The organism is Gordonia liuliyuniae (assembly GCF_021739025.1).
Classification (GTDB): domain Bacteria; phylum Actinomycetota; class Actinomycetes; order Mycobacteriales; family Mycobacteriaceae; genus Gordonia; species Gordonia liuliyuniae.
On the sequence record NZ_JAKKOT010000003.1, the window covers coordinates 711,113 to 737,045 of the forward strand.

22 protein-coding genes are annotated in these 25,933 nt (G+C 64.7%); 16 read left to right on the forward strand and 6 right to left on the reverse strand.

Annotation, left to right across the window (positions count from 1 at the left end; translation table 11 throughout):
- Nucleotides 1-59: 59 nt before the first annotated feature.
- Nucleotides 60-1,907 carry an AMP-dependent synthetase/ligase gene (locus L5G28_RS08315; RefSeq protein ID WP_237001110.1) on the reverse strand — a complete coding sequence of 616 codons (1,848 nt, stop codon included), beginning with the start codon at nt 1,905-1,907 and terminating at the stop codon, nt 60-62.
- 48 nt (nt 1,908-1,955) lie between these two features.
- A complete protein-coding gene (locus tag L5G28_RS08320; RefSeq protein ID WP_237001111.1) occupies nt 1,956-3,965 on the reverse strand; it encodes a flavin-containing monooxygenase in 2,010 nt (669 codons plus the stop codon).
- Between the two features lie 75 nt (nt 3,966-4,040).
- Here L5G28_RS08320 and L5G28_RS08325 point away from each other — a divergent pair, with 75 nt between their 5' ends.
- Complete coding sequence (locus L5G28_RS08325) at nt 4,041-5,219, forward strand: acyl-CoA dehydrogenase family protein (protein ID WP_372477198.1); 1,179 nt, start codon at nt 4,041-4,043, stop codon at nt 5,217-5,219.
- A gap of 1 nt (nt 5,220) precedes the next feature.
- Entirely contained in the window at nt 5,221-6,360 is a 1,140-nt protein-coding gene (locus tag L5G28_RS08330; RefSeq protein ID WP_237001113.1) for an acyl-CoA dehydrogenase family protein, read from the forward strand.
- 6 nt (nt 6,361-6,366) lie between these two features.
- On the opposite strand, the gene L5G28_RS08335 is transcribed toward L5G28_RS08330, so the two are convergent.
- Nucleotides 6,367-7,524: a CaiB/BaiF CoA transferase family protein gene (locus L5G28_RS08335; protein WP_237001114.1), complete on the reverse strand. Its 1,158-nt coding sequence runs from the start codon at nt 7,522-7,524 to the stop codon at nt 6,367-6,369.
- Nucleotides 7,521-8,828: an oxygenase MpaB family protein gene (locus L5G28_RS08340; protein ID WP_237001115.1), complete on the reverse strand. Its 1,308-nt coding sequence runs from the start codon at nt 8,826-8,828 to the stop codon at nt 7,521-7,523. The genes L5G28_RS08335 and L5G28_RS08340 overlap by 4 nt, the downstream gene beginning before the upstream one ends.
- A 136-nt stretch (nt 8,829-8,964) precedes the next feature.
- Here L5G28_RS08340 and L5G28_RS08345 point away from each other — a divergent pair, with 136 nt between their 5' ends.
- The 3 genes from L5G28_RS08345 to L5G28_RS08355 all read left to right on the forward strand — a co-directional run bounded on the left by L5G28_RS08345 (nt 8,965) and on the right by L5G28_RS08355 (nt 11,910).
- Nucleotides 8,965-9,657 (forward strand): nitroreductase, encoded by a 693-nt coding sequence (locus tag L5G28_RS08345; protein WP_237001116.1) that lies wholly within the window; start codon nt 8,965-8,967, stop codon nt 9,655-9,657.
- Nucleotides 9,658-9,724: 67 nt separating this feature from the next.
- Nucleotides 9,725-10,537 (forward strand): alpha/beta fold hydrolase, encoded by an 813-nt coding sequence (locus L5G28_RS08350; RefSeq protein ID WP_237001117.1) that lies wholly within the window; start codon nt 9,725-9,727, stop codon nt 10,535-10,537.
- A gap of 59 nt (nt 10,538-10,596) precedes the next feature.
- On the forward strand, nt 10,597-11,910 hold the full coding sequence (locus L5G28_RS08355; RefSeq protein WP_237001118.1) for a TetR/AcrR family transcriptional regulator: 1,314 nt from the start codon (nt 10,597-10,599) through the stop codon (nt 11,908-11,910).
- Between the two features lie 15 nt (nt 11,911-11,925).
- Here L5G28_RS08355 and L5G28_RS08360 read toward each other — a convergent pair whose 3' ends face one another.
- A complete protein-coding gene (locus L5G28_RS08360; RefSeq protein ID WP_237001119.1) occupies nt 11,926-12,738 on the reverse strand; it encodes an enoyl-CoA hydratase-related protein in 813 nt (270 codons plus the stop codon).
- A 295-nt stretch (nt 12,739-13,033) separates the two neighbouring features.
- On the opposite strand from L5G28_RS08360, the gene L5G28_RS08365 reads away from it, so the two are divergent.
- The 11 genes from L5G28_RS08365 (at nt 13,034) to L5G28_RS08415 (ending at nt 24,754) form a co-directional block, all read left to right on the forward strand.
- Nucleotides 13,034-14,422 carry an aldehyde dehydrogenase family protein gene (locus L5G28_RS08365; protein ID WP_237001120.1) on the forward strand — a complete coding sequence of 463 codons (1,389 nt, stop codon included), beginning with the start codon at nt 13,034-13,036 and terminating at the stop codon, nt 14,420-14,422.
- 136 nt (nt 14,423-14,558) lie between these two features.
- Nucleotides 14,559-15,449: an ABC transporter permease gene (locus tag L5G28_RS08370; RefSeq protein ID WP_237001121.1), complete on the forward strand. Its 891-nt coding sequence runs from the start codon at nt 14,559-14,561 to the stop codon at nt 15,447-15,449.
- A gap of 64 nt (nt 15,450-15,513) precedes the next feature.
- Complete coding sequence (locus tag L5G28_RS08375; protein ID WP_237001278.1) at nt 15,514-16,335, forward strand: MlaE family ABC transporter permease; 822 nt, start codon at nt 15,514-15,516, stop codon at nt 16,333-16,335.
- 1 nt (nt 16,336) lies between these two features.
- Nucleotides 16,337-17,467 carry an MlaD family protein gene (locus L5G28_RS08380; RefSeq protein WP_237001122.1) on the forward strand — a complete coding sequence of 377 codons (1,131 nt, stop codon included), beginning with the start codon at nt 16,337-16,339 and terminating at the stop codon, nt 17,465-17,467.
- A 2-nt stretch (nt 17,468-17,469) separates the two neighbouring features.
- Nucleotides 17,470-18,486, forward strand: a complete 1,017-nt coding sequence (locus L5G28_RS08385) for an MlaD family protein (protein ID WP_237001123.1) — start codon at nt 17,470-17,472, stop codon at nt 18,484-18,486.
- On the forward strand, nt 18,474-19,490 hold the full coding sequence (locus tag L5G28_RS08390) for an MlaD family protein (RefSeq protein WP_237001124.1): 1,017 nt from the start codon (nt 18,474-18,476) through the stop codon (nt 19,488-19,490). The genes L5G28_RS08385 and L5G28_RS08390 overlap by 13 nt, the downstream gene beginning before the upstream one ends.
- Before the next feature lies 1 nt (nt 19,491).
- On the forward strand, nt 19,492-20,643 hold the full coding sequence (locus tag L5G28_RS08395; RefSeq protein WP_237001125.1) for an MlaD family protein: 1,152 nt from the start codon (nt 19,492-19,494) through the stop codon (nt 20,641-20,643).
- A complete protein-coding gene (locus L5G28_RS08400) occupies nt 20,640-21,641 on the forward strand; it encodes an MlaD family protein (RefSeq protein ID WP_237001126.1) in 1,002 nt (333 codons plus the stop codon). The genes L5G28_RS08395 and L5G28_RS08400 overlap by 4 nt, the downstream gene beginning before the upstream one ends.
- Nucleotides 21,638-22,594: an MlaD family protein gene (locus tag L5G28_RS08405; protein WP_237001127.1), complete on the forward strand. Its 957-nt coding sequence runs from the start codon at nt 21,638-21,640 to the stop codon at nt 22,592-22,594. Before L5G28_RS08400 ends, L5G28_RS08405 begins: the two co-directional genes overlap by 4 nt.
- A 138-nt stretch (nt 22,595-22,732) precedes the next feature.
- Nucleotides 22,733-23,674: a hypothetical protein gene (locus tag L5G28_RS08410; protein ID WP_237001128.1), complete on the forward strand. Its 942-nt coding sequence runs from the start codon at nt 22,733-22,735 to the stop codon at nt 23,672-23,674.
- A gap of 27 nt (nt 23,675-23,701) precedes the next feature.
- Nucleotides 23,702-24,754, forward strand: coding sequence for an ABC transporter ATP-binding protein (locus L5G28_RS08415; RefSeq protein WP_237001129.1), 1,053 nt, complete (start codon nt 23,702-23,704; stop codon nt 24,752-24,754).
- Between the two features lie 74 nt (nt 24,755-24,828).
- On the opposite strand, the gene L5G28_RS08420 is transcribed toward L5G28_RS08415, so the two are convergent.
- Nucleotides 24,829-25,896 (reverse strand): phosphotransferase, encoded by a 1,068-nt coding sequence (locus tag L5G28_RS08420; protein WP_237001130.1) that lies wholly within the window; start codon nt 25,894-25,896, stop codon nt 24,829-24,831.
- Nucleotides 25,897-25,933 lie beyond the last annotated feature (37 nt).

A 25,933-nucleotide genomic window follows, 5' to 3' on the forward strand; every position in this document is an offset into this window, starting at 1 on the left:
TGAACCGTATATGTATAGGTTTATTAGCGGTGGTGTTCACCGGTCGACATACTTCGCCGTCAGCGCTGCGAGGACGAGTAGATCTCCTCGATGACCGCAGCGTACTTCGACGCGACCCCGCGACGCTTGAGTTTCATGGTCGGAGTGAGCTCCTCCGAATCGGGCAGCCACTCGTCGTTGAGCAGTCGGTATGCCTTGACTTGCTCAATGCGGGAGAGCTGTTCGTTCGCCGTCGCGACCGCAGCGTCGACGGCTGCGATTAGGTCGGGGTCGTCGACGATCGCCGCAGGCGAAGCGTCGGCGTACCCGTGCGTCGTGGCGAAAGTGCGGGCCGCGTCCGGGTCGAGCACCAGGAGTGCGACGTTGTACGGTCGGCGATCGCCGATCACACACGCCTGTCCGATCAGCGGGTTTGCGCTCTTCAGTTTGCCCTCGATGTTCACCGGCGACATGTTCTTACCCGCCGCGTTGATGATCAGCTCCTTCTTGCGGTCGACGATCATCACCCAGCCGTCGTCGTCGATGGTGGCGATGTCGCCGGTGTGCAGCCAACCGTCGCCGTCGATCGCCTCGGCGGTCTTCTCCGGATCTTTGCGATAGCCGCGCATCACGTGGGGGCCGCGCAGCAGCAGCTCGCCGTCGGAGCCGAGTTTCGCCTCCGTGCCGGGCTGCGCCAGCCCGACCTTGCCGACGCGGATGTCGGTCGGAATGTTGGTGAACCCCAGCGCACCCGTCTCCGACATGCCGAAGCCCTCCTGGAGGGGCAGGCCGAGCGACAGGAAGAACTCGTGCACCGCAGGTGCGATCGGGGCTGCGCCGGTCATCAACAGGGCGACGCGGTCGAAGCCGAGCTGGACGCGCAGCGGCGCGAAGACTGCGGCGTCGGCCTTGGCGACTCGGGCCGCGAGCTCCGCCGGCAGGGGTTCCCCTCGCTGTCCGAGTCGTACGGCGTGCTCGGCGTCGGTGATCGCGGCGAGCGTCGGCTCCCGCTGCGCGTCGGGCAGTGAGCTGAAGCGGGCGAGCAGTGCGGCCCGCAACTTTTCCCAGATGCGCGGGACGCCAAGGAACCACGATGGGTGAGCGGCCGCGACGGCAGCGAACACCTGCGATGCGTCGCCGACAGTGGTGATCGGCCAGCCGGTCACCGTCGCGAGGTAATGCGAGAACACCCGGTCAGCGGCGTGGGCGGTAGGCAGGTAGGAGATGGCTGCGCCGTCCGGCGCGAAAGGGAAGCGAAGATTACATGTATGCATCACGAACATCAGGTTCGCGTGCGTCAGCTCGACGCCTTTGGGGGCTCCGGTGGTGCCGGACGTGTAGATGAGCGTCGCGACGTCATCCTGCGACACGTCCGACCACGTTGCGGCATAGTCGAATTCCTCCGGTCGGCGTGCCCGGAGGTCGTCGAACGTGAGGACCTGTGCATCGCCAACAGACGAGGGGAGGTCAACGGGTTCAGGACCGGGGTCGGTCACGACGATGTAGCGGAGCGCGGACGGCGCGGCGTTGGCGATGACATCGAGGAACCGGCGTTGCGCGATCACCACGGAGTTCTCGGCGTTGCCGAACAGATAGCTGATCTGGTCGGGCGCCGACGTCAGATAGATGGAGAACGGCGTCGCCGCTAGGTGCAGCGCAGCCATGTCGACAATGTGGAACTCGGGACTGTTCGGGAGCATCACAGCGACCGTGTCGCCGCGGCCGATGCCGATGCCGGCCAGGCCGCCCGCGACCTCCTCGACTGCTGCGGCGTACTCGCGCCACGAGAACTCTCGGTCCTCGCCGAACGCGATGAGCGCGGTCTGCTCCGCACGACTGGCGACTGTCGCCTGGAACGCGGCGGGCAGTGTCGCACTGGCGACGCCGGGACCTGCCACGACGGTTTCGGTGGTCTGTGCACTGGACATGTGTGGCCTCATCTGGAGTTGGGGTCGACAGGAGGGAAGGGGACGAGATTAGCGAGTTGACGGTTCTGAAGTGACGGGCGCAGCAGTCTTCTCGGTGACGATGTAGTCCGCCTCGTCGGGCTCGTGGACCCGGGCCCAGTAGTCGATGTAGCGCCACGGGCTGTTGGTGACGATGCGCCCGCGGTCGTTGCGGTAGTACGTGGTCGTCCCTCCGTAGTCCCAGACGGTGCGGGCCATCGCCGCGTCGAGTTCCGCGTTGTAGGCGTCGTGCACATCAGCGCGGACCTCGACACTCGCCAACTGTCGGTCGATCATCGTCGCGACGAGGGCGGTGACGTGCTGGACCTGCATCTCGGTGCCTGCGATGACCGTCCCGCCATGTCCGGTGTTCGTGTTCGGCCCGTACAGGCAGAAGAAGTTCGGGAATCCAGGGACGGTGATGCCCAGGTACGCCCGCCCGTCTCCTTCGCCCCACACCTCGTGGAGGTCACGGCCGTCGCGCCCCTTCACTTCGATCGAGCCCAACACGTCGACCGCTTTGAATCCGGTCGCGAGAACGAGGACGTCGGCGTCGTGGTCCACGCCGTCGGCGGTCCGCACGCCGGTCACCGTGACCGTCTCGATGTTCGCGGTCACCAGCTCGACGTTGTCGCGGGTGAGGGTGGAGAACCAGCCGGCGTCGATCAGAAGACGTTTTCCGTACGGGGGATAGTCGGGCACGCTCTCGGCCAGCAGTTCCGGATGCTCGGCCAATTCGTGTTCGATGTACTCGGTCAGGTGCGCGCGCAGCCGGTCGTTGGCCTTGTTCACCGCCCGGCCGAGGTGAGGGTAGTCGGGGTCTACTTGCAGCAGCTTCCACACCTTGTCTCCCATCCGCCAGAACAGGCGGGAGCGGTACCACGCCACGTAGAACGGGACATGCGCGTTGAGGAAGCGACTGGCGTCGTCGACGGGCTTGCCCTTCAACGGGTGTGGCATCGCCCACTGCGGGGTCCGTTGAAAGACGGTGACGTGGTCCGCGATCGTCGAGCTCGCGGGTACGAATTGCATCGCGCTGGCGCCGGTTCCGATCACCGCGACACTCTTGCCGGTGAGGTCGATGGAGTCGTCCCAGCGTGCCGTGTGCAGTGCGGGGCCGGCAAAAGCGTCGAGGCCGGGGATGTTCGGAACACTCGGCTGGTTGAGCAGCCCGACAGCGCTGATGACTACGTCGGCGGTCAGAGTCTCGGAGGGGTGGTCGCCGTCGGCCGATCCGATGGTGACGTTCCAGCTCGACGTCGCCTCGTCGTACGACGCGACGTGCACTTTGGTCTGCAAACGCGCATGCGCGTGGACGTCGTGCCGGTCGGCGAGGTCGTTCCAGTACGCGTCCAACTCCGATTGCGGTGCGAAGTAGGCCGACCAGTCGGGTTTGGGATCGAAGGACAGTGCGTAGAGATAGCTCGGGGTGTCGACCCCGCAGCCGGGATAGGTGTTCTCGTGCCAGGTGCCGCCGACCGAGTCGTTCTTGTCGACGATGGTGTAGTCGATTCCGGCCTGCCCCAGTCGAATCGCCATCGCGAGTCCGGAGATGCCTGCGCCGATGATGACGACGTGGAACGGTGTCGACGGCGGGACGGCGGGCTCGCTGTGTCGCGGGGCCAGGCCCATCTCCTCGGCGAGCAGTCGGCCGTACTCGGGGGCGATCGGCTCGGCGAGCATCACGGACAGGATGGACGCGATTCGTTCCGGGGCGGGCGGTTCGGCGGGGACGGTGGTCTCGCCTGCGCGCCACCCCCGGAGGATTATTCGCGCGTGGGCTCGGATCTGCGCGGCCGTAGCCTCGTCGAAGCCGCCGGAATCATGATCGCCGAGATCCTTCGGCGCGGTCGGTAGGTAGGGCTCGCTGATCCATTGATCGTCACCGGTCAGCAGCGCCAGTGACCCGAGAAGGATCGGCAGATTCGCTTGCGCGAGGGCGGCGTCGAGTTCGGCGTCGGTGAAGTCGGGGGAGGGGGCGAAAGCGCCTGCGGGCTGCGCGCCCCAATTGGGATTCGGGAAAGTGCTGGACTGCGGCATACGCCTGACCATACAATGTGTTTATACGTGGCGTCAATCACACACGAAAGAATTCATACATGGTATCCATACAACATGTATGGTGAGGCTATGAATGCAAAGAGACAGCAGCCACGGTCGGTCTACGACGCCGAACACGAACAGTTCCGCGTCAGTTTTCGGCGCTTCCTCGACTCCCGGGTGGTTCCCGACTACGCGAAATGGGAAGCCGACGGCGTGATTCCGCGCGCGATGTTCGCCGAAGCGGGTTCGCACGGATTCTTGGGAATGGCGATCGACGAGGAATTCGGCGGGGGCGGCGTCGACGACTTCCGGTTCAACGCCGTGATCGCCGAAGAGATCGCCCGCGCGGGCGTGATGTCGTTCGGGATCAATCTGCACAACGACATCTGCGTCCCGTACTTTCTGCGGTACGCCGATGACGAGCAGCGTCGCCGCTGGCTTCCCGGGCTCGCTTCGGGCGAACTGATCGCCGCCATCGCGATGACCGAACCCGGTACCGGCTCCGACCTGGCAGGCATCACGACCACCGCGGTGCGCGACGGCGACGACTTCGTGATCAACGGCGCCAAGACGTTCATCTCCAATGGCATGAACGCCGACCTCGTGATCGTCGCCGCCCGCACCGACACGGACGGAGACCGGCACAGCGGGCTGTCGCTGATCGTCGTCGAGCGCGATACGCCGGGCTTCTCTCGTGGCCGGAACCTCGACAAGATCGGCATGCACGCGCAAGACACGGCGGAACTCTTCTTCGCTGACGCGCGTGTTCCCGCAGTGAACCTGCTCGGCGATCCGGGATCGGGCTTCAAAGCGCTCGTCTCGAACCTCTCCCAGGAACGGATGACGATCGCGGTGGCGAGCGCCGCCGCGGCGGCGCACGCCGTCGAACTCGCTGCGGTGTACGTGAGCGAGCGGACCGCATTCGGCAGGCCGCTGTCGGCCAATCAGAACACGCGCTTCACCCTCGCCGACTGCCATGTGCAGACCGAGGTGGTGCGCGCGTTCGTTGACGACTGTCTGCGCGAACACGTCGCAGGCGTACTGAGTCCCGACCGTGCGGCGATGGCCAAACTCGCCGCCACCGAAGCACAGGGCGTCGTGGTCGACAAGTGTCTTCAGATGTTCGGCGGATACGGCTATATGGCGGAGTACCCGATCTCACGGGCCTACGTCGACGCCCGAGTGCAGCGGATCTACGGCGGCACCAGCGAGATCATGAAAGAGATCATCGGAAAGTCGATGGGGATCTGATATGCGACGCACCCTATTCGACACCGAACACGACGCCTTCCGTGAGTCGGTTCGCGCCTTCCTGCTCAAAGAGGCTGTGCCACGTACTGCGGAATGGGAGGCGGCCGGCCTTGTCGACCGCTCCTTCTGGTCCGCCGCCGCAGCGCAGGGGCTGGTCGCCTTCTCCGCGCCTGAGGAGTTCGGCGGGGCGGGTCTGCGCGACTTCCGATTCAACGCGGTCCTCAACGAGGAGATCGTCCGAGTCGGCGCGGTCGGTGACGGCTTCTCGCTCACCAACGACATCGTCCTGCCGTACTACCTGGACATCGCGACGCCCGAACAGCAGGCGCGGTGGATCCCGGGGATCACGGCCGGACGGACCGTCATTGCCATCGCGATGTCCGAGCCAGGGACAGGCTCCGATCTGCGCGCGATCGCCACGACTGCGACCCGCGAGTCCGGTGGGTGGCGACTGAACGGCTCGAAGACCTTCATCACCAGCGGAATCCAGGCCGACCTCGTGATCGTCGCCGCGCGCATCCCCGAGTCGGACGGCGGGGGACTCGGGCTGTTCGTCGTCGCCGACGGCCAGGACGGATTCGTCAAGGGCCGCAAGCTCGAGAAGATCGGCAGGCGCGCACAGGACACCGCCGAACTGTTCTTCGCCGACGTCTTCGTGCCCGACGACGACGTGCTGGGCGACCCGGGCCGCGGGCTGCACTACATGATGGGGAACCTCGCACAGGAGCGGCTGTCGATGGCGGTGGTCGCGGTTGCGAGCGCGGAGCACGCGGTCGACACCGCGATCGCCTACGCGACCGAGCGGAAGGCGTTCGGCAAGCCGATCGGCAGCTTCCAGGCCAACCGGTTCCGTTTCGCTGAACTGTCGACCAAGACGTCGATCGCGCGGACGTACGTCGACCGCTGCATCGAGGCGACCAATGCCGGAGAGCTCACCGCGGCGGAGGCCGCGGGTGCCAAGTTCTGGACCACGGAACTCGAATTCGAGGCCCTCGACGCCTGCCTGCAGATCCATGGCGGATACGGATACATGGAAGAGTTCGAGGTGGCCCGCCGTTGGCGGGACGCACGGGTGCAGCGCATCTACGGCGGGACCAACGAGATCATGCGGGAGATCGTCGGGCGTTCGCTCGGCCTCTGAGTTCGCTCAGCTGCCGGACACGACCCCGGCCGCGATCAGGTCGGCGACCTCGTCGTCGTTGAATCCGTTGTCAGACAGCACCTGCGTGCTGTCTGCGCCGGGGGAGCGACGGCGGGTCGGATACGTCGGCGGAGTGCCGTCGAACCGTGGCGCGGGAGCAGGCTGCACGACACCGTCGACGTCGACGAACGTTCCCCGCGCCCGGTGATGAGGGTGCTCGACGGCCTCGGCGAGCGGTAGGACCGGCGCGTAGCAGGTGTTCCGCCCCTCGAACGCGGCGTCCAACTCCGCGCGTGTTCGGGCTCCGACGGCCTCTGCGAGGAGGCGCCGAAACTCACCCCACCGAGTCCGGTCGAACTGGTTGTTCCTGACCTCGTCCGGCAGATCGAGGACATCGCACAGCTCGACCCAGAACGGGGCCTCGATTGCACCGATGCTCACCCAGTGGCCGTCCCTGGTCAGGTAGGTGTCATAGAAGAACGCGCCGGTGTCGAGCAAGTGAGTGCCCCGATCGTCCGAGAACTCACCCTCGGCACGGTACGAGTGCCACATGGCCATGAGTGCGGACACACCGTCGATCATCGCGGCGTCGAGCACGCGGCCGCCGCTGCCGCCACGTGCGGCGAGGATGCCCGACACCATGCCGAAACCGAGCAGCATTCCGCCGCCGCCGAAGTCGCCGACCAGGTTGAGCGGTGGAACCGGCGGCTGGCCCTCCCGGCCGATCGCATGGAGCGCGCCGGCAAGAGCGATGTAGTTGATGTCATGACCGGGCATCGACGCCATCGGGCCGGTCTGGCCCCATCCAGTCATCCGCCCATACACCAGGTCGGGGTTGGCCGCCATGCAGTCGTCCGGGCCGATGCCGAGCCGTTCGGCCACGCCGGGCCGGAACGTCTCGATGAGGCCGTCGGCGCCCGCACACAGGCGGCGAACCACCTGAGCGCCGTCTGCGGACTTCAGGTCGACGGCGATATGGCGTCTGCTTCGGAACATGATGTCGTGACCGGAGACCGCCCACGGGTTGCCCCCGGGGCGATCCACGCAGATGACTTCTGCGCCGAGGTCGGCGAGCATCATCGCGGCGAACGGGCCCGGGCCGATACCCGCGAGTTCGATGATCCGGACGCCGCCGAGCGGCGGCATCGCCGGCGCCGGTGTCACGATCGCGTCACCACCGGCATGCCTCCCTTGTTCGCGGCGATGTCGGCGCCGACCTCTTCGGGGTTGGCCACTTCGTGGGCCGTTTCGCCGTTCGGCACGGCGATGGCGTCGTTGAAGTTGTGCAGGAGCGTGAACGCGGCCTTCTCGTCGTCGTGGGGCAGTGCCCGCTGTACGCGGTCGGCGACACGGATGAGGGGGCGGGCCGCCGGCAGAATGTGTCGCCACGGCGTCTTCTCCGCGCCGAGAGCGTCCATCACGTCGGTCGGCAGCCATTCGCGCAGCAGTCCATAGGCGAGCTTGAGTCGTCGCTCGTTCGTCATGACCTTGGCGATCGGTCCGGGCAGGACCTCGACGTCGCCCGGAGGGTGCTCGATGCTGAACTTGATCACCGATTCGACGACGTCGCGGCAGAGCTCGTCCGGCGGCAGCTCCAGCATGGTGTGCAGATCGGTCTTGCGGCGCGCATCCTCGTAGTCGGTGTGCAGGATTTCCGGCGGCACACCGATCACATAGCCCACGTACCGGGCCAGTGCGAAGATGTCGTCGAGTTCGCGATCGGAGAATCGGATACCCGACGCCTGCACGGCGTCGGTGAACTTGACGCCGAACTGGCCTGACTGCGTGACCATCGAATCCATGTTGTTGATCGGGATGCCCCACCCGGCCCAGTCCCAGGCGTCGGAGTGGCTGAGGCTGTGGCGTACTGCGGCGTGGATCATCCGGACCTTGGCGGTGAGACGGAAGCCCTCTTCGAAACGCTGCATGCCGCCCGGCGTGTAGGCGGCGACCACGTAACGGAAACTCTCGACCAGTCGCGTGCCGACCTTGTCTGCCTTGCGGAGGCGGCCGCTGAACAAGACCGGTCGCGTCGCGCTGTACATCGAGAAGCCGCCCGCAATGGTCGACCACGCGAGGATCGGCTGCACGATCATGCCCGCGCGCCAGAACGCGACGGCTCCGCGGTAGAGCTGGTCGAAGTCGACCCAGTCGGGCACGGTCTCCATCTGCTCGAACAACGCTGCGACGGCGGGGGTCACATCGTCCAACGCGTCGAGGCCGTGTTCGATGGCGGTGTCGAAAGTCCGCCAGTTCATCGAGTTGCTCTTGTCCTTGAAGTCGAGCATCGCACGGTACGCGTAGTCGTCGCCGAGAAGCGCGTGATCGGTGATCTTCTCGACCATCGGGCGGCCGTACATGGCGATCGCCCTGTCGACATTGTTCATCCGGCCGAGTTCGAAGCCTCTCGGCAGCCCCTCGGGTACGTCGAGATCGCCGTGGAAGGTCAGTGGTTCGGTGATGGTCATGAGCGGGTTCCTCCTGTGCTCGATCGAGATTCTGTGACGGGCATTACAGCCAGGGTAGACCGAGCCGAACACTATGTCTACACTCAGTGTCTGGCCAGATGTTCGGCGATTTGTCTTTTCAGTGACAGGAGACCCCATGACTTCCGATTCCGACGATGCCGCGACCGCCACGCTCGAACGGTTGCTCTCCACCAGGTGGAGCTGCCGGGCCTTCGGTCCTGACCCGGTGCCGCGCACGGAGATCGAGCGCGTGCTCGACATCGCCCGCCGGACGCCGTCGTGGTGCAACACCCAGCCGTGGCATGTGCACATCGCGTCCGGTCGGCGGACGCACGAACTGCGCGCTGCACTCGCCGCTGCGCTCGCCGACGGACCGGCGGAGAACGCTGATCTCCCGTTTCCGTCCTCCTATGAGGGCGTGTATCGCGACCGCAGGCGCGCTAGTGGGTGGCAGCTGTACGAGAGCCTCGGGATCGAGAAGGGCGATCGCGCCGCCTCGGCACAGCAGACGCTGCGGAACTTCGACTTCTTCGACGCTCCCCACGTCGCGATCGTGACCACCGATCGCGACCTGGGCACCTATGGTGCGGTGGACTGCGGGCTTTTCGTCAACAACTTCCTGCTCGCCGCCCACAGCCGGGGGATCGCGAGCATTCCGCAGGCGGCGCTCGCCGCCCAGGCTCCCGTGCTGCGGGAGTTCTTCGATCTGCCCGACGACCGGCTCGTCGTCGTCGGGATCTCGTTCGGATACGCCGATGACGATCACGCTGCCAACGGCTACCGGACCGACCGCCAGAGCATCGCCGACGTCGCGACGTTCGTCGGATGACGAGCGCTCGCCCGGTAGGCGCAGCGTCAGATTGTCACCACCGCCGGATTGATATGAGGGAGAACTCATGACCGCTCGACTGATTGCCGTCTCGACCGGCGTCGGCATCAACATCCGTGACGTGGGGGACGGGCCGCCCGTCCTGTTCGTGCACGGGTGGAGCCTGTCCGGCGAAGTGTGGGACCGTCAGCTGCGGATCGTCGCCGAAGCCGGCTACCGCGCGATCGCGATGGACCAGCGCGGCCACGGCGCGTCGGATGCACCGATGTCCGGATACTCGATCACCGATCTGACAGCGGACGCGATCGGGGTGCTCGACGCGCTCGGCATCTCTTCGGCGGTCATCGTCGGATGGTCGTTGGGCGGCATGGTCGCGCTGCGAGCCGCGCACGAGCATCCCGACCGCGTCGACGCTGTCGTCATGGTGGCATCCAATGGTGTCGCCGCTTCCCGCACGGAGTCCTTCCCCTTCGGGGTGCCCGCGGCGGGGCCACTCGAACAGATCCTCTCCGCTGAGCATGACAATCGGATTCTATTGCGGCGCAGTGCAGTCGGCGACCCGTTCAAGAATCCTCCGGAGCCTGCGGTCTTGGACTGGCTTCATCGCATCTCCCTGCAGACGCCGAGTTGGGCGGGGCGTGCGGCCATGCGGACTCTGATGTGCACCGATCAGACCCATGTGCTCGATGGACTGGCGGTCCCCGTCACTGCTCTCATCGGCACTGCCGATCCGGCGCTGTCCGTTCGCGGTGCGCGATGGGTCGCCGACCAGGCCGGCGGACAGCTCGTCGAATTCGACTGCGGGCACTACCCGATGCTCGAATGTGCCGACGAGTTCGACGACGCACTACTGGCGGTGTTGGCGGGACCTTCGGCCTGATTAAAAATGAGACCGCCAGCCTAAGACGCAGTGTCTTAACATCGTGTACGATCGGACGAATGACTCAGAGGTCCTTTGCCCGGCGTCGGCCACGTGAGTTCGACGGTACGAGCCAGGCCGAGCAGGCCGTCTTCGATGCGACTGAGCGTCTGCTCCTGGATACCTCGCTGCAGGACCTGACGGTCGCCCAGATACTGCCGGCCGCCGGGCTCTCCCGAGCCAACTTCTACCACTACTTCGCCAGCAAGCACGACGTTCTCGTCGCACTCGTCGGGCGAATGTTCGACGAGTCGTACAGCGACGACGCACCGTGGTCGAGCGCGCCCGGGCGTGACCGCGCCCGGCAAATGGGGTCGTCGCTCGCGAGCACACTCGACATGTGGTCTCAGCACGGTGCCGTCATCGGTGCCGTCATCGAGCACATGCACAGTCAGCCCGCCGTCGGCTCCGCGTGGCAGAAGATGTTCTCCCGTTTCGTGGACACGGTGGCCGAACAGATCCGTTACGAGCGGGACTCGGGTCGCGCACCCGACGGAGCGCCCGCCGATATGCTCGCGTCGTTGCTGGTCGGCGCGACCGAGCGCACGTTCTACGTCAGCACTCGAGAGCTGGACCCGCGACTGTCCGATATCGACGACATCGCGGCCTCGCTGCGGGCGCTCAACGAGGCGGCCATTTACGGTGGCCGGGCCGCGACGGACGTCGACGGCGCCGACCCGGCAGCGCCTGCGGTTCCAGTCCGACTCCCGACGCCCGCCCCGGTCGAAGACGGACTGGAATCCGAGACACCGCGAGCTATCCTGCAGGCCATGCGTGAACTCCTCGTGGACCGAACGCTCGCGGAGCTGAGCGTGGCGAAGGTGCTGGCGAAGGCCGGGACGTCCCGCGCGTCGTTCTACTTCTACTTCCGCAGCAAAGAGGACGCGTTCGTGTCGCTGTTCCGGCAGGCCGCGGTCGGCATCGTCGCCGGTCTTCAGGGCTTGGCAGACATCGATCGCTCCGATCCCGCCGAACTGATCGGGCAGGTGGGGCAGTGGCTCAACCTGGAGGGCTTCACCGGGCCGATCATCCGAAACGCCGTTCACGAGTGGCCGCGACTGCCGGAACTGCGGTCGGAGTACCTGACCGCGATGAACGCGATGGAGTCGACACTTGAGGCGATCATCGAGACCGACCGCGCGCGCGGGCTCGCACCCGCGGGTCCGCCTGCACCGCAGTTCGCGGCGACGGTGCTCTGGGCGATCGAACGGGCGGTCGCGGGGGCGCTTGCGGGCGAAGAACGCCTCGACGATCTCCCTGCGGTGACCGAGATGGTCGGCTCCGTTCTGTACGCGGCGATCTACGGCCGACGGGTGGAAGTTGGCGACGCCTGACGGCCGGCTCGACCGTCAGCGGCCGGTAAACACCGGCGGCCGTCGTTGCGTGAACGCCGCGACGCCCTCCCGGAAGTCGGCGGCGTCGACGAGGGAAGTCTGTCCCGCGACTTCGGTCTCGAAGGCCGCGTCGAGTCGACCGAGCAGCGCCGTGTTCAGACTACGTTTGGTCGCGGCGAACGCGGCCGTCGGTCCGGCGGCGAGTGCTTCCGCTAGCGCGGAGGCGTGCGCGTCCAGTTCGTCGTCGGGCACCACCTCGTCGACCATGCCCCACAGTCGGGCGGTGGCCGCGTCGACCTTGGTGCCGAGCATCGCCATACGGGTCGCCCGACCGATGCCGATCCGTGCGCCGATCAACAGCGACGCGCCGCCGTCGAGCGTCAGTCCGACCTTGGCGAAGGCGAGCGAGAACCACGCGGACTCGGCAGCGACGACCTGATCGCAGGCCATCGCCAACGCGCAGCCGAGCCCGACCGCCGAACCATTCACCGCAGCGATTACCGGCTTGTCCATGGTGCGAAGTGCGCGGACTGTCGGGTTGTACCGCATTCGGAGTTCTTCTTCGGTTCGCGGGGCGAGTCTCGTGCCGGAGTCGAGGTCGTCCAACGAGATGTCGGCGCCCGCGGAGAACATGCGGCCACGGCCGGTCAACACGACGCACCGCACCGCGTCGTCGTGAGCGGCGTCGTCGACTGCCGCCCGGAGAGATTCCTGTAACTGCAGGTCAAAAGCGTTGAGTGCGGCTGGTCGATTCAAGATCAGCTGGCGGACGGCGCCGGTCTGCGCAATGTCGAGCACGTCGCTCTGCGACGAATATTCGGTAATCACGACTACGACGGTAGTCCATACAACATGTCTGTACTTGATGTATATCCACTGCTGACAAAAGACGCTTGACGTCTCATGTAAACCTATCTACTGTAGGTGAGCGTGGTGCTGTGGATCACAGTTAGACAGGCAGTGAGGCGATCCCTCTTGGAGCCACGTCAGTGATTGACATCACGTCTGAACACTATGTATGCTCATCCCGTTCAGTAGAGCGGAATCGCAGATCTAGCCCACCGACTGCGGAGAGCCGAATTCCGAGAACTCTGCCCCGTACGCCCGATGTCAGGAGTCCCCGATGAGCGTTACCGATTTCACCGCGACCAGTGCGTCGCCGGTCAAAGAAGCTGCCGACATCGCCCGCCGAGCCTTTCGCGACGGCCGGACCCGTTCGTACGCCTGGCGACAGGCTCAGTTGAACGGCCTTCTCCGCTTCGTCGACGAGTGTGAGAACGACATCGTCGCGGCGATTGAATCGGACCTCGGCCGCAGCGAGATGGCGACATTCATGGCTGACGTCGGACCGGTCCGACACGAGATTCGACACACCCTCGACAAGCTGAACGGCTGGATGAAGCCGACGTCGGTGCCGCTGAGCGCTGCGACCGCGCCGGGTAGGGCATTCACCGTCCCTGAACCCAAAGGCGTCGTGCTCGTCCTCGGGACCTGGAACTTCCCACTACTTCTCACCCTCCAACCGTTGGTGAGTGCTCTGGCGGCCGGCAACACCGCGGTCGTCAAACCGTCCGACCTCGCCGATGCGACAGGACGCGTCATCGCCGAGAAACTGCCGCGCTACGTCGACAGCGACGCAGTCCGGGTGGTGCTCGGTGACGGAATGGTGAATCGCGAGCTCTTGAAACTGCCGTTCGACCACACCTTCTTCACCGGTTCCACCAAGGTCGGAAAGGCCGTCATGGCGGCCAGTGCCGAACACCTGACACCGGTGACCCTGGAATTGGGCGGCAAGAGTCCGGCGATCGTCGCGTCCGACGCCGACATCGATGTCGCGGCCCGACGGATCGCGTGGGCCAAGTCGATCAACGCAGGACAGACGTGCATCGCACCCGACTACGTCCTCGTCGAAGAGTCTGTGCGGCCCCGGCTCGTCGCGCGACTCCTGGAGGAACTGCCCACTCACGCGGCCGCCGACACCACGCACATCGTCAATCGGCATCACCTCGACCGGCTCACCGGCCTGCTGCGCACGCATGGCGGCGAGACGTACGGCGGCGAGGCGAATCCTGAAACGCTCGCGCTGACGCCTGCGCTCGTCACCGACCCCGACCTCGACTCCGAACTCATGCGCGAGGAGATCTTCGGCCCGATCCTGCCGCTGATCAGCGTGCCGTCGATCGCCGACGCAATCGAGTTCGTCACCGACCGTCCGAAGCCGCTCGCCCTCTACCTGTTCACCGAGTCCCGGTCGGTCGAGGACGCGGTCATCGGACAGACGTCGTCCGGGGCAGTCGGCGTCAACCACCTGCTCTACCAACTGCTGGTGCCAGAACTGCCGTTCGGCGGTGTCGGCGACTCCGGCCTCGGCCGCTACCACGGCAAGCACGGCTTCGACACGTTCAGTCACCACAAAGCGGTCCTGCGCAAGCCGACTCGGCTGGACGTCGCCGCCACCTACCCGCCCTACGGGGCGGTGATGCGCAGAGTGCTCCGAAAAGTGATGGGCTGACTCGCTCGGTCCGCACGACCCCCCGATTCTGCAGAGGATGCCGCCGACCTCGCGTCGCCGGTGAGGAACCCGGGCGCGCTGACGCCTGAAAACGAAGAAGCTTCCGGATCTACTCGATCTCGGAACCACGAGAGAGGTGACGATGAGCGCAACGACGCTCCAGCCTGATGGTCTGCGCAGCTCGCGAAGTCGTAGTCGTGCCCAGGCCCTGGCTGCAGGGTTCGGCAAGTTCTTGTCCGGCTTCGTCGGTCGGGTCAGCGCGAGTATCGACACGATCGGCCGGTCCGCCGGTCTGGCCGGTGAGATGGTCCGCTTCACGGTCACCGACTCGCTGTCGCTCAGACTCGCAGGCAGCGAAGTGATCGATCAGATCTGGAAGCTGTTCAAGGTCACCGCACTGCCTGCCCTGTTGATGGCGGTGCCGATCGGTGCTGAGGTGTCGGTTCAGGTCGGCGGCGTCATGGACCAGGTCGGAGCGAACTCGCTCGCGGGCGCGGCAAGCGGCCTCGGTGTGGTGAGTCAGGGAGCCCCGATGGCCGCCGGTCTCTTGATGAGCGGCGCGGCGGCCTCCGCGATCGCGTCCGATCTCGGCTCTCGGTCGATTCGCGAGGAGATCGAGGCCATGCGGGTGATGGGTGTCAATCCGGTTCAGCGACTCATCGTTCCGCGGTTCCTCGCGATGCTGGCGATCGCGCCCGCTCTGTGCGTCATGATCATCGCGTCAGGCGTGGGAGCCGGTCTGGCGATCTCCGCAAACGTGAACGACGTGGTGCCTGCGAGCTTCTGGCAGTCGTTCGGCGCCTTCGCGACTCCGGTGGATCTGGGCTTCTCGGTGTTCAAGGCGGTGCTGTTCGCATTCATCGTCGTCGTCATTGCGAGTCTGCGAGGACTTGAGGCGAAAGGCGGACCGAAGGGTGTGGCCAACGCGGTCAACGCCTCCGTCGTGCTCAGTGTCTTCTGCATCTTCATGTCCAACCTCGCGGTGAGCCAGGTGCAGACGATGTTCTTCCCGGCAAGGTTGGCGTGAGCACATGACACAGCACGAGATTCCCACTCATAGCGTCGCGCGCCCCGGAGGCGTGTTCCTCCGGATGGGACGGGCCGTACGCGGCAAGTTCGCCGACGCAGCCGCCGAACTTGGCCAGATCGCCGTCTTCGTCTGGAAGACGATCGTCCTGCTGCCGACCACGATTCGCCATTACCGCAAGCAGACCTTGAAGACCATGAACGACATGGCGTGGGGCAGCGGCTCGATCATCGTCGACGGCGGTGTGGTCAGCCTGCTGTTCTTCCTCGGCATCGCCGTCGGAGCCGTGGTCGCGATCATGGCGTTCATGGCCTTCGACCTCCTGGGGTTCGGCCCGCTGACCGGCATCATCGGATCGTTCGGCAACATCCGCGTGGTTGCTCCGATCATCACCGGCATCGGGTTCGCTGCACAGGCCGGCTGCCGGATGACGGCTGAGATCGGCGCCATGCGCATCTCCGAGGAGATCGACGCGACGGAGACCATGGGCCTGCGCGCCATCCCGTTCGTCGTCGGCACGCGCCTCGTCGGCGGCATGCTGGTGGTGCTCCCGAGCTACGTGATGGCTCTGGTGGTCAGCTTCGTCACCGGCGGCATCATCGTCAAGACCTTCCACGACCAACCAGCCGGGACCTACGACCACTACTTCAGTCAGTTCGTCACCTGGCAGGACTTGTTGGCGTCGATCGCTAAAGCCCTCATCTTCTGCGCCATCGTCACGATGATCCACTGCTATTACGGCTACTTCGCGAGTGGCGGTCCCGCAGGAGTCGGTTCGGCCTCCGGACGCGCCATCCGAGCGTCCCTCGTGGCGATCGTTGTCCTCAACTTCCTCATGACCATCGTCATCTGGGGTCTCAATCCGCCGCTTCCGTTTAGGGGTTGACATGGCCAAAACAACGCATCAAGACTTCGTTCGAGGAAGCGGAGGCGATCAGGCCCGGACCCTGGTGACCGCGGGTGTCGCTTCCGTCATCGTCATCGTGCTCGCAGTCGTGACTACGGCTCTCGTGTACCCGAAGGCGACTGCCCCGTCCGGGACAGAGGTGCACCTGGTGTTGCCTGCCAGCGGTCCGGGATTGAAGGAGAAGAGCAAGGTGCTTCTCCGGGGCGCTGAAGTGGGTGTCGTCACGAAGATCGACTCCACCGATCCGTACTCCGTACACGTCGACATCGCGCTCGACGAGGCGGCCGCCGCGAGCCTCACCGACAACTTCGACATCGACTTCCGGCCCGCCAACTACTTCGGTACGACTGCTGTCAACCTCATCGCCAAGCCAGGTGGGGGAGCGATCAGCGACGGTGAGACGATAGCCCGTGACGCCGCGCCCGACTACACCATGTCGACCATGCTCGAGCACGGATCGATCGTGGTGGACGGCAGTCTGACCAGGGACGTCATCAGCAGCCTGGACAAGGTGACCAAATACGCGTCCGGTCTCTCGCCGCTGATCGAGACGATGATCGTGGTGAGCGACAACGTGGCCCGCACTCAGAAGCACCTGCCCAGCACGCTGCTCGACAAGTTGAACGACATCACCGCAGTCTTCCCGGAAACCAACATCGAGGCTCTCGGTGCGCTCGACGCGATCACCAACAGTCGGTTCAACCGGATGCCGGACGGATCACGAGGTGTCGACAAGGATTACCACGACCTGATGGACCGATCCTTGACCGTGGCCGCCGACGGATTGTTCGGTGCCATCGGCACGCTGCTCGGCTCCCACGCGGCCGAGCTCACTCCCGCCGTCACATCGGTGAAGTACCTGGTCGACGAGATTCCGGGTGTGATGGGAGACGCGTCGAACATGACGAAGCTGCAGAAGGCAATAGAGGGTCTGGAGCGCAGCTTCAAGGGCTCGAAGGGGCAGCAGACGCTCCAGCTGCACATTCTCCTGGACTCTGTTCCGGGGCTCGCGCAGACCATGAACAGCATGGGAAGCAGGACTGGGTCGGCGTCGCGTCCCGACATCACGACCGAGCCGAGCGATCGGCCGACGAAGAAGAAGGAGAACTGACTGTGGCTTCACCACGAGTACAGACTCTGATCTCCGGCTCCAAAGTGGCAGTCGTGGCGGTCGTCGCCATCCTGCTGTTCATCCTGGTGATCAACGCGATGCGCAATCCAGTGGAGGAGAGCACCCGTTCCTACTCCGCGGACTTCACCGACGCATCGGGACTGCACGAGAACGGCGACGTTCGATACAAGGGCAAACGCGTCGGCAAGGTGACGAAAGTCGAGCTCACCGAGGGGGACTCGCCCGACAAACCGCTCGCACACGTCGAGTTCACTCTCGCCGACGATCACACGATCACCGACAAGACCACGCTTGCCATCAAGTACCAGAACCTGACCGGCGTGCGGTATGTGGACGTGCGCGGTGACGACGAGTCCGGTCCGCGCATCAGTCACGTGCCAGTGACCAAGACCATCCCGTCGTTCGACATCACCGAACTGTTCAACGGCCTGCAGCCGGTGCTGTCCACGATGCAGACCAAGGACATCAACGAGTTCAGCCAGAACGCGATCGCCCTGCTGCAGGGCGACGGAACAGGACTCGGTCCGATGCTCGACAGCACGCAGAAACTGACGAAGTACGCCAAGAGCCGTCAGCAACTCCTGTCGACACTCACCGCCAATCTGGCGCGGATCTCCGACGTGATGGGTGGTCGGAACGAGAACGTCATGTCGTTCCTGCGTGCGGTCGATCTGCCGATCACGGCTGCGACCACCGTCCTGGACGAGTTCGCGATCACCGCGTCCGCTGGGCCTGCGTTGTTCGAGCCCATCGAAAGGCTGCTCACCGCACTCAACGTGCGCGAAGACACCGACATGCCGCAACGCATCAAGGCGATCTTCAAGAACTCCACCCAACTGCTCGGAGTGTTCAAACTGATGCCCAACGCGTTAGAAGGCCTGAAGAGCACCGACGGATTCCAGGAGCCCTACCCGAAGTGCTCGAACGGGACGGCCGAGATCCCGCTCGGGGCCAAATACTTCTTCGATGACAGGCAGGTGACCCTGTGCAAGCCGTGACCGCATTCCGCAAGCTGCGGAAGCCCCGCAAGAAGAAGTCGCACCGGGACGCCAACCACAAGTTGCTCGGTGTGGGCGTCATCGTCGTCGTCATCCTCGTGCTCGCCGGCATCTTCGTCCTCTACGTTCACCCACCGGGCAAGAAGGCCATCACGTTCGAGGTGACCGACGCCGCGTCGATCCACGCGGGCGAGGACGTCCGGGTCGCCGGGATCGTCGTCGGCAAGGTCTCCGAGGTGACCATGCAGGCCGACTCGGTGCGGGTAGAAGCGAGGATCGATGAGTCGACTTTCGTCGGCGATCAGGCCACGGTCGACGTGCGCATGCTGACCCCGGTCGGCGGATACGCCATCACCCTCACTCCGCGGGGGACCAGTGAGCTGTCGGACACCATCCCGCAGTCACGGGTGACTGTGCCGTATTCGATCGGCGATGTGATCCAAGCGGTGCCGAACACCACAGATGGTGTCGAGACTCCTACGTGGAATTCCAACATCCAACAGGTGGCCGATGCGCTCGGCAAGAACGACACGTCGCTTCGGTCGATTGTGGACGGCCTCGATTCGGTCACCGGAGTCTTCGCGAAGCAACGAGACCAAGTCCACCAGGTCGCCGAACTGGCCTCGCGGTACCTGAACACCTTCAACTCGAACAAGAGTTTCGTGTTCAGTCTGATCAAAAAGCTCGACTCGGTGGTGACGACCTACCACGTGAACTCAGCGGGCTTCCAGTATGCGTACAAGCTCTTCTCGAGCGTGCTGTACAAGGCGGGGCCGACCTTCCGTACCTATCTGGTCAACAGCCAGGCGTACGAGCCCCAGATCCGTTCGATCATGGAGACGATTCGCACGATGGAGAAGGAACTCGTGCCGACCATCGACGGGCTCATCGGAATGCGCGACACCCTGAAATCGTCGCTGACACCCGGCAGCCTGCGCCAGATGAGTAACGGTCAGCTGATGCTCGAGAACCTGTGCATCCCGCTCCCGGGGAAGGAATGCTGACATGACGGACACGAACGAAGTCGTGAACGAGGCCGACGTCGTCGACGAACACGCGAGGGCCGCAAGCGATTCGCGGAAGAGGCGACGCCTGTTCGTCGCCCTGGCCGTCACCATGGCAGTGGCCGTCGGGGTCGCGGCGACCGGTGTCGGGTTCAGCTCTGCCGAAGCCGCAACCCACGGGACAGCCGGCGGTGACGGATTCTGTGCCGAGTTCACCGATGCGATCGGACTCTATGAAGGGAACCCGGTCACGCAGATGGGCTTGAAAGTGGGCACGGTGAAGGAGATCACGGCGCATGGCCCCAAAGTGAAGGTCGAGTTCTCCCTGGACTCCGGGCGCGCTTACCCGGCGGACGTGAAGGCCGTCACCCGATCCAAGTCGTTGCTCGCCGACCGCGGCCTCGAACTGGTGGGCAACTACAAGAACGGGCCGACCCTCGAACCCGGGCATTGCATCTCCATGGACAGCAGCTATACGCCTAAGTCGATCAGCGAGGTTGCGGGTTCGGCCTCGGACTTCCTCAAAGGGCTCTCTAACGACGGCGGCCTCGACCTTCAACGTGCACTGGACGGGGCCGACCGTGCGCTGGAGGGTACCGGCGCCACGGCGAACTCCATGTTCCGTAACGCCGCTCTGGCATCGCGAGATCCAGACGGCTTCACCGCCGACATCGGTTCGTCGATTGCCGACATGGCTCCGCTGACCGATGAGGCGGTGAAACACTGGGAGCAGATCATGTCGCTCGCGGACCAGGGCGAAGCCGTCTCCAAGCTCGGTGCCAGCCTCTTCTGGGACGTGGCCAGATTCTGTCGCGGCATCGGCTGGACGATCGCGCTCCTCTACGACGTGTGGAAGAACTACGGCCCGGAGCTGGAGAAGATCGTCCTCGACGTGGGTACGCCGGTCATCGAAGCGGTCGCAGGCAACGCACCCACGTGGGGTAAGAGCCTGAGCAGCCTGACGCCGGCGATCGGTGACGCCATGCAAGCGCAGACCTCGGCGTCCGGAGCACTGTCGGTTCCGTACAAGACTCCGTCGGTGAAGGTCACACCCGAACAGTGCAAGGCAATGGGCGGCGCGTGCAAGCGCGGCTCCAATGAGACGACGTCGGTCAACCCGATCGACCTGGTCCTGAAGGCGGGGGCGAAGTGAAGACCAAGTATTCGTGGGCGCTCGTCGTCCTCGTCGCGGCGGTCACCATGGTGCTGTCAGGCTGTTCGCTAAGCCCCAACCGGATGCCTTCGGTGAAGGCCGGCGTGAGTTCGGACTACGAGGTGACCTTGAAGTTCGCCAGCGTGTTGAACCTGCCGACTGGCGCCGACGTGATGATGAACGGGCTGCAGGTCGGGCGAGTGAAGGAACTGAACGAGTCCAAGGACGGCGTTGACGTAGTCGTCGGGCTCACCGAGTCTCGACCGGTACCGGCCGACTCCACGGCGATCATCCGCCAGAACACGCCGCTGGGCGACACGTACCTCGGGTTCACGCCGCCCCAGAACCCGACCGATCGCGAGAACCTGCACGACGGCTCGGTGATCCCGATGTCGCGAACCACGTCACCTCCGACCCTCGAGGACACGATCGCGGTGCTGGCCTACTTCGTGAACGGTGGGAGCGTCCAGAAAGTCCAGGACACGATGGTCACCCTGAACCAGACGCTGCCGGACGTCAAGGACGTCCGACGGTTGGCGACCACCGTGTCGACGGACCTTCAAGACCTCGGTGACAACGTCGGGGAGATCGACCGTCTGCTCAACGGACTCAACGGTGTCGCGAAGTCCTTCCCCGCGAGCGCCACGGAGATCGAGCACGTGTTCGGCGACGAGGGCATCGACTATTTCCATACGGTGGCGCACTCGCTGGTCCGGCACATCGCGACACTGCTCCCGTCTGTGGGCTCGGTGTTCACCGGCGGTCTGTGGGTCGTCCCGCTGCTCACCTCGATGGCTGAAGCGGCTGAGAACGCGGCGCCGATCTGGCCCGCAGGCGACGGCGTGATCGCCAGTACGAACGATTTTGTCAACGACACGCTGAAACCGTTCTTGAAGAATCCGCGAGTCGCCGTGAGTTCGGTGAAGGCGAAGGGGAGCGACAAGCAACTCCTCGCGGACTCCGCCTCGATCCTGCGAATCCTGGGAGTGGTCCGATGATCACGAAGACACGCCTGTCCGTCCTCGGCATGGTGGCGATCCTGGTCCTGTCGGTGCTCTACCTCTTCAATGTGGGGCTGCACATCAAGACCATCGGTGCCAAGTACGCCAGTGTCACGTTGCAGGACACTAACGGGATTCTTGTCGGCTCGCGGGTCCTGTTGCGCGGCATCGAGATCGGCCATGTCACCGAGATATCGCAGACGCCACAGGGCGCGAAGGTGACGTGGGACTACACGGACTCGCACAAGATTCCGGTCGAAAGTAGCTACCGAGTGGACAACCTCTCGGCACTGGGCGAAGCGTATGTGGCGGTGTTGCCGACGACGGAGTCGGGACCGTATCTGACGGACAACGCGAACATCGACGGGGACAGGGTTCGGGAGGCGTCCACGTTCAAGGACCTCTCGCAGCAGGTCACCGAGGTGCTCACTCAAGTCGATCCGAAGCAGGTCAAGAACGTCTTCTACCAGCTCAACGCGGGGCTTCCGGATGACATTGAGGTTCTGGGTGACCTGAACAAGGTGGGCAAGCTGCTGACCAACGAGATGCTTCGGAACGAGGACTCACTGCGGACCCTGTTGTCGACCATGCAGCCGCTGTTGATGCGTTCGTCGCGACTTCCGGGCGACATGGCGAGGCTCGCTCCGAACATCCGGGACTTCGGCAAGATGTTCGCCTACCTGGAAGACGGTGTGAAGGACGCGATTGACTGGTCGGGGCCGATGTTCACCGGTATCAACGAGGGCGCGACTCCTCTCGTCGCCATGCTGCAGGAGTTCCTGGACCGGAACTCGGGCGAACTGAAGATCATCGGTGAGAACTTGTTGCCGGTGACGTCGGCCGGCGCAGCGGCAATGCGGACGGTGGATACGGGGGAGTTCCTCGACACGTTGATCGCCGCAACGAACAAGGGCGGATTGACAGTCCAGATTCCAGCAGGGGGGCGGTAGTGGATCGCTGTTCTCGCATCCTGCGGACGAACGACGACAGCCGACGACGACAACTTCCGACGGTGCCCGTGCCACACGGGGCCGGTAGGACACACGGGGCCGGTAGACAGCCCGAATCCAATCGTTAGGAGATCCATCATGAGTGGACCCGCATTCACCCCGCATCGTGCCGACGAGCGCACCTCATCATCAGACGACGCCGACTTCACCGCTTCGCCCCTCTCGGAGGAGGCCGTCGACATCGCATCGCCGAAGACTGCGACGGCGAAGGTCGATACGACGGCGAAGAAGTCCGCTCCATTAGACGACGCGGCCGGTAAACCGGCGCGGGAGTCGAAGGCGAAGGCGAAGGCGAAGGCGAAGGCGAAGGCGAAGGCGAAGGCGGAGTCGGAGTCGGAGTCGGAGTCGGAGCCAACGGCCGACGAGAAGCCGAAGCGTCGATCTATCGGCGGTGTCTTCGCCAACCGCACGATCACCATGAAGTCGCTCCTGTCGGTACTCGCGGCACTGGTCGTCGTGGTCGTGTTGGCCGCGCTGATTTGGATGGTGGTCGCCAAGTCGTCCGAGATCGACGACATGAAGGCCGCAAGCGCAGACAAGGCGCATGCCGAGCAAGTCGCACTCGACTACTCGACCGGTGCCGCCGAGATGAGTTACGAAGACACTCAGGGATGGCTCAAGCGGTTGACGGCGAACACCACGCCCGAGTTGGGCACGAGGCTCCGCAACGCGGCGGGACAGATGGAGCAGTTGCTGCGCCCGTTGCAATGGTCGTCGACCTCGTCGCCGATCTCCGCGAAGGTCACGTCGGTCGACGGTGACGTGTACAAGGTAGACGCGTTCGTCGGAATCGTGACCAAGAACGTACAGACCCCCGCTGACGGGGTCGAGACCACGGCGACCTACAAGTTGACCGTCGACAAGGACCAGGACTGGAAGATCACGCAGATCACCAGCAACGGAACGAACCTCGATGCGAGTGGAGCCGCGCCGGAGGGCGACGCTCCCGCTGCACCGTCACAGCCGGCCGCGCCGGGCCAGCAGGGCGGGGCGAATGTGCCCGCGGTTCCCGGTAACTGACCACGTGCCGAGCGTGAGGAGTAGATCATGGGTGTAGAAGTCAGTGTCGCGAATCTGACGAAGTCGTTCGGGTCGCAGAACATCTGGAGAGACGTCAGTCTGACGCTCCCCAAGGGCGAGGTCAGTGCTCTGCTGGGCCCGTCGGGTACGGGTAAGTCGGTGTTCTTGAAGACGCTCATCGGTCTGCTGCACCCCGAGCAGGGGTCGGTGGTCATCGACGGCACCGATATCACGCAGTGTTCGGCCAAGGAACTCTATGAGATCCGTAAGCTGTTCGGCGTCCTGTTCCAGGACGGTGCGTTGTTCGGTTCGATGAGCCTGTACGACAACATCGCGTTCCCGCTTCGTGAGCACACGAAGAAGAAGGAAGACGAGATCCGCAAGATCGTCCTGGACAAGGTCGAGTTGGTCGGTCTGACCGGTGCCGAGGACAAGCTGCCCGGTGAGATCTCCGGTGGTATGCGCAAGCGCGCCGGCCTGGCCCGCGCCCTCGTGCTCGATCCGGAGATCATCCTGTGCGATGAGCCGGACTCGGGTCTGGACCCGGTGCGTACCGCCTACATCTCGCAGTTGTTGATCGACATCAACGCCGAGATCGACGCGACGATCATGGTGGTCACGCACAACATCAACATCGCTCGTACGATCCCGGACAACATCGGGATGCTGTTCCGTAAGGAACTGGTGATGTTCGGTCCGCGCGAGCAGCTGTTGACGTCGCAGCAGCCGGTGGTCAAGCAGTTCTTGTCCGGTGACCGTTTCGGTCCGATCGGCATGTCCGAGGAGAAGGACGAGGCGGCTGCGGCTGCGGAGGCGGCGATGCAGGCCGCGGGCATCTCCGGCGGCGGCACCAAGGACGACTTCTCCGAGATCATCCCGCAGGTCCAGCCCAACCCGGGCATGCCGGTCCGCAAGGCCGCGATCCGACATCGGCAGAACGTCCTCGAGATGCTGCACACGATGCCGCCGAAAGCGCAGGACGCGATCCGGGCGAGTATCGCTGCGGAGGACGCCGGTGCTGCGGAGCAAGACGCTGCCATCGCGTCGGTCATGGAGACGGCACCGCTCCCGCGCGTGTGACGGTCAGTTAGAAGGCCTGCGGCCCAAACCGATTCGGTTCGGGCCGCAGGCCTTCTTATGTCTGGCAGCGAGCATTACTGCCGAGGCATGCCGAGCAGTTCGAACGGATCGAGGTCTTCGATCTGAGCAGCGTAACGGCGAGTCATCGCGGTGACGACCTCGGCGGGCTGCATGACGGTCGGAACACACATCCAGAAGAACCCGTGCAGGCTGTGGCGGCGGTACTCCTCCCACACCTCGTCGTCGGTGAGTCGAGGTCCACCTGCGGCCGAGAGTGCGTCGCGGTAATGCGCGAGCAGCTCGCGCTCGTTATCGCGGCGGTCGTCGGGCTCCAGCGCCGAGCCGATGAAATACGCGACGTCGTGGGCCCACGGTGCCAGGCACGCTGTCTGCCAATCGAGGTACGCGGTGCGGCCACCGGGGGTGCGATACAGCTGTCCGGTGTGAGCGTCTCCGTGGTTGATGACGTGGGTCGACGCGTCGTCGTACTCCCACAGCTTGGAGAACGCCGCACGGACGTAATCGCCGTCTCGCATATGCGCGGGGAGGTCGGGGACCTCGTCGCGTTCGACCAACGGCCCGAACATCTCGGGGCTGAGCATGACCTGGAACGCTTGCCGTGCGGCTTCGACGCCGACCGGCAGCCAATCGAAGCGACCGGGCTTCGTCCCCCACGTCGCTCCGTGCAGAGTGGCGAGCAACTCGAGCGTCTCGCTCGCAGCGTCGATACCCCAGGTGTCCACACCATTGCAGAACTCCGCTCCGCGCTGAGTGAGGTCTTCCATGATGACGATTCCTTGGTCATGCTCGCTCGCCGCATAGAAGCCGCGTGGATGTTCCACAGCCAGTTCGGGTGACAAGTCGCGGAAGAACGCACCTTCGAGCTCGTATGCGCTACCGAGCCCGAACGCGCGACTACGTTCGTCGAAACCGCCCTTGATGCATACCTGGGTGGGGAGCCCCTGAGGGTCGCCGTCGAATGCCAGGCGGGCGAAGACTTTGGTGGCCGAGCCCCAGATGATCCGCTCGATCTCGAGTTCGGTGACCTTGATGCCGGGGCGACTCTGGGCGAGCGCATCGGTGATCCAGTCGGCAGTCAGTTCGTCGATATCACGAGCCAGAAGTTCGGATGAAGTGTTCATCACCTGACCATACATAGTGTCTGAATATGGTGTCAAT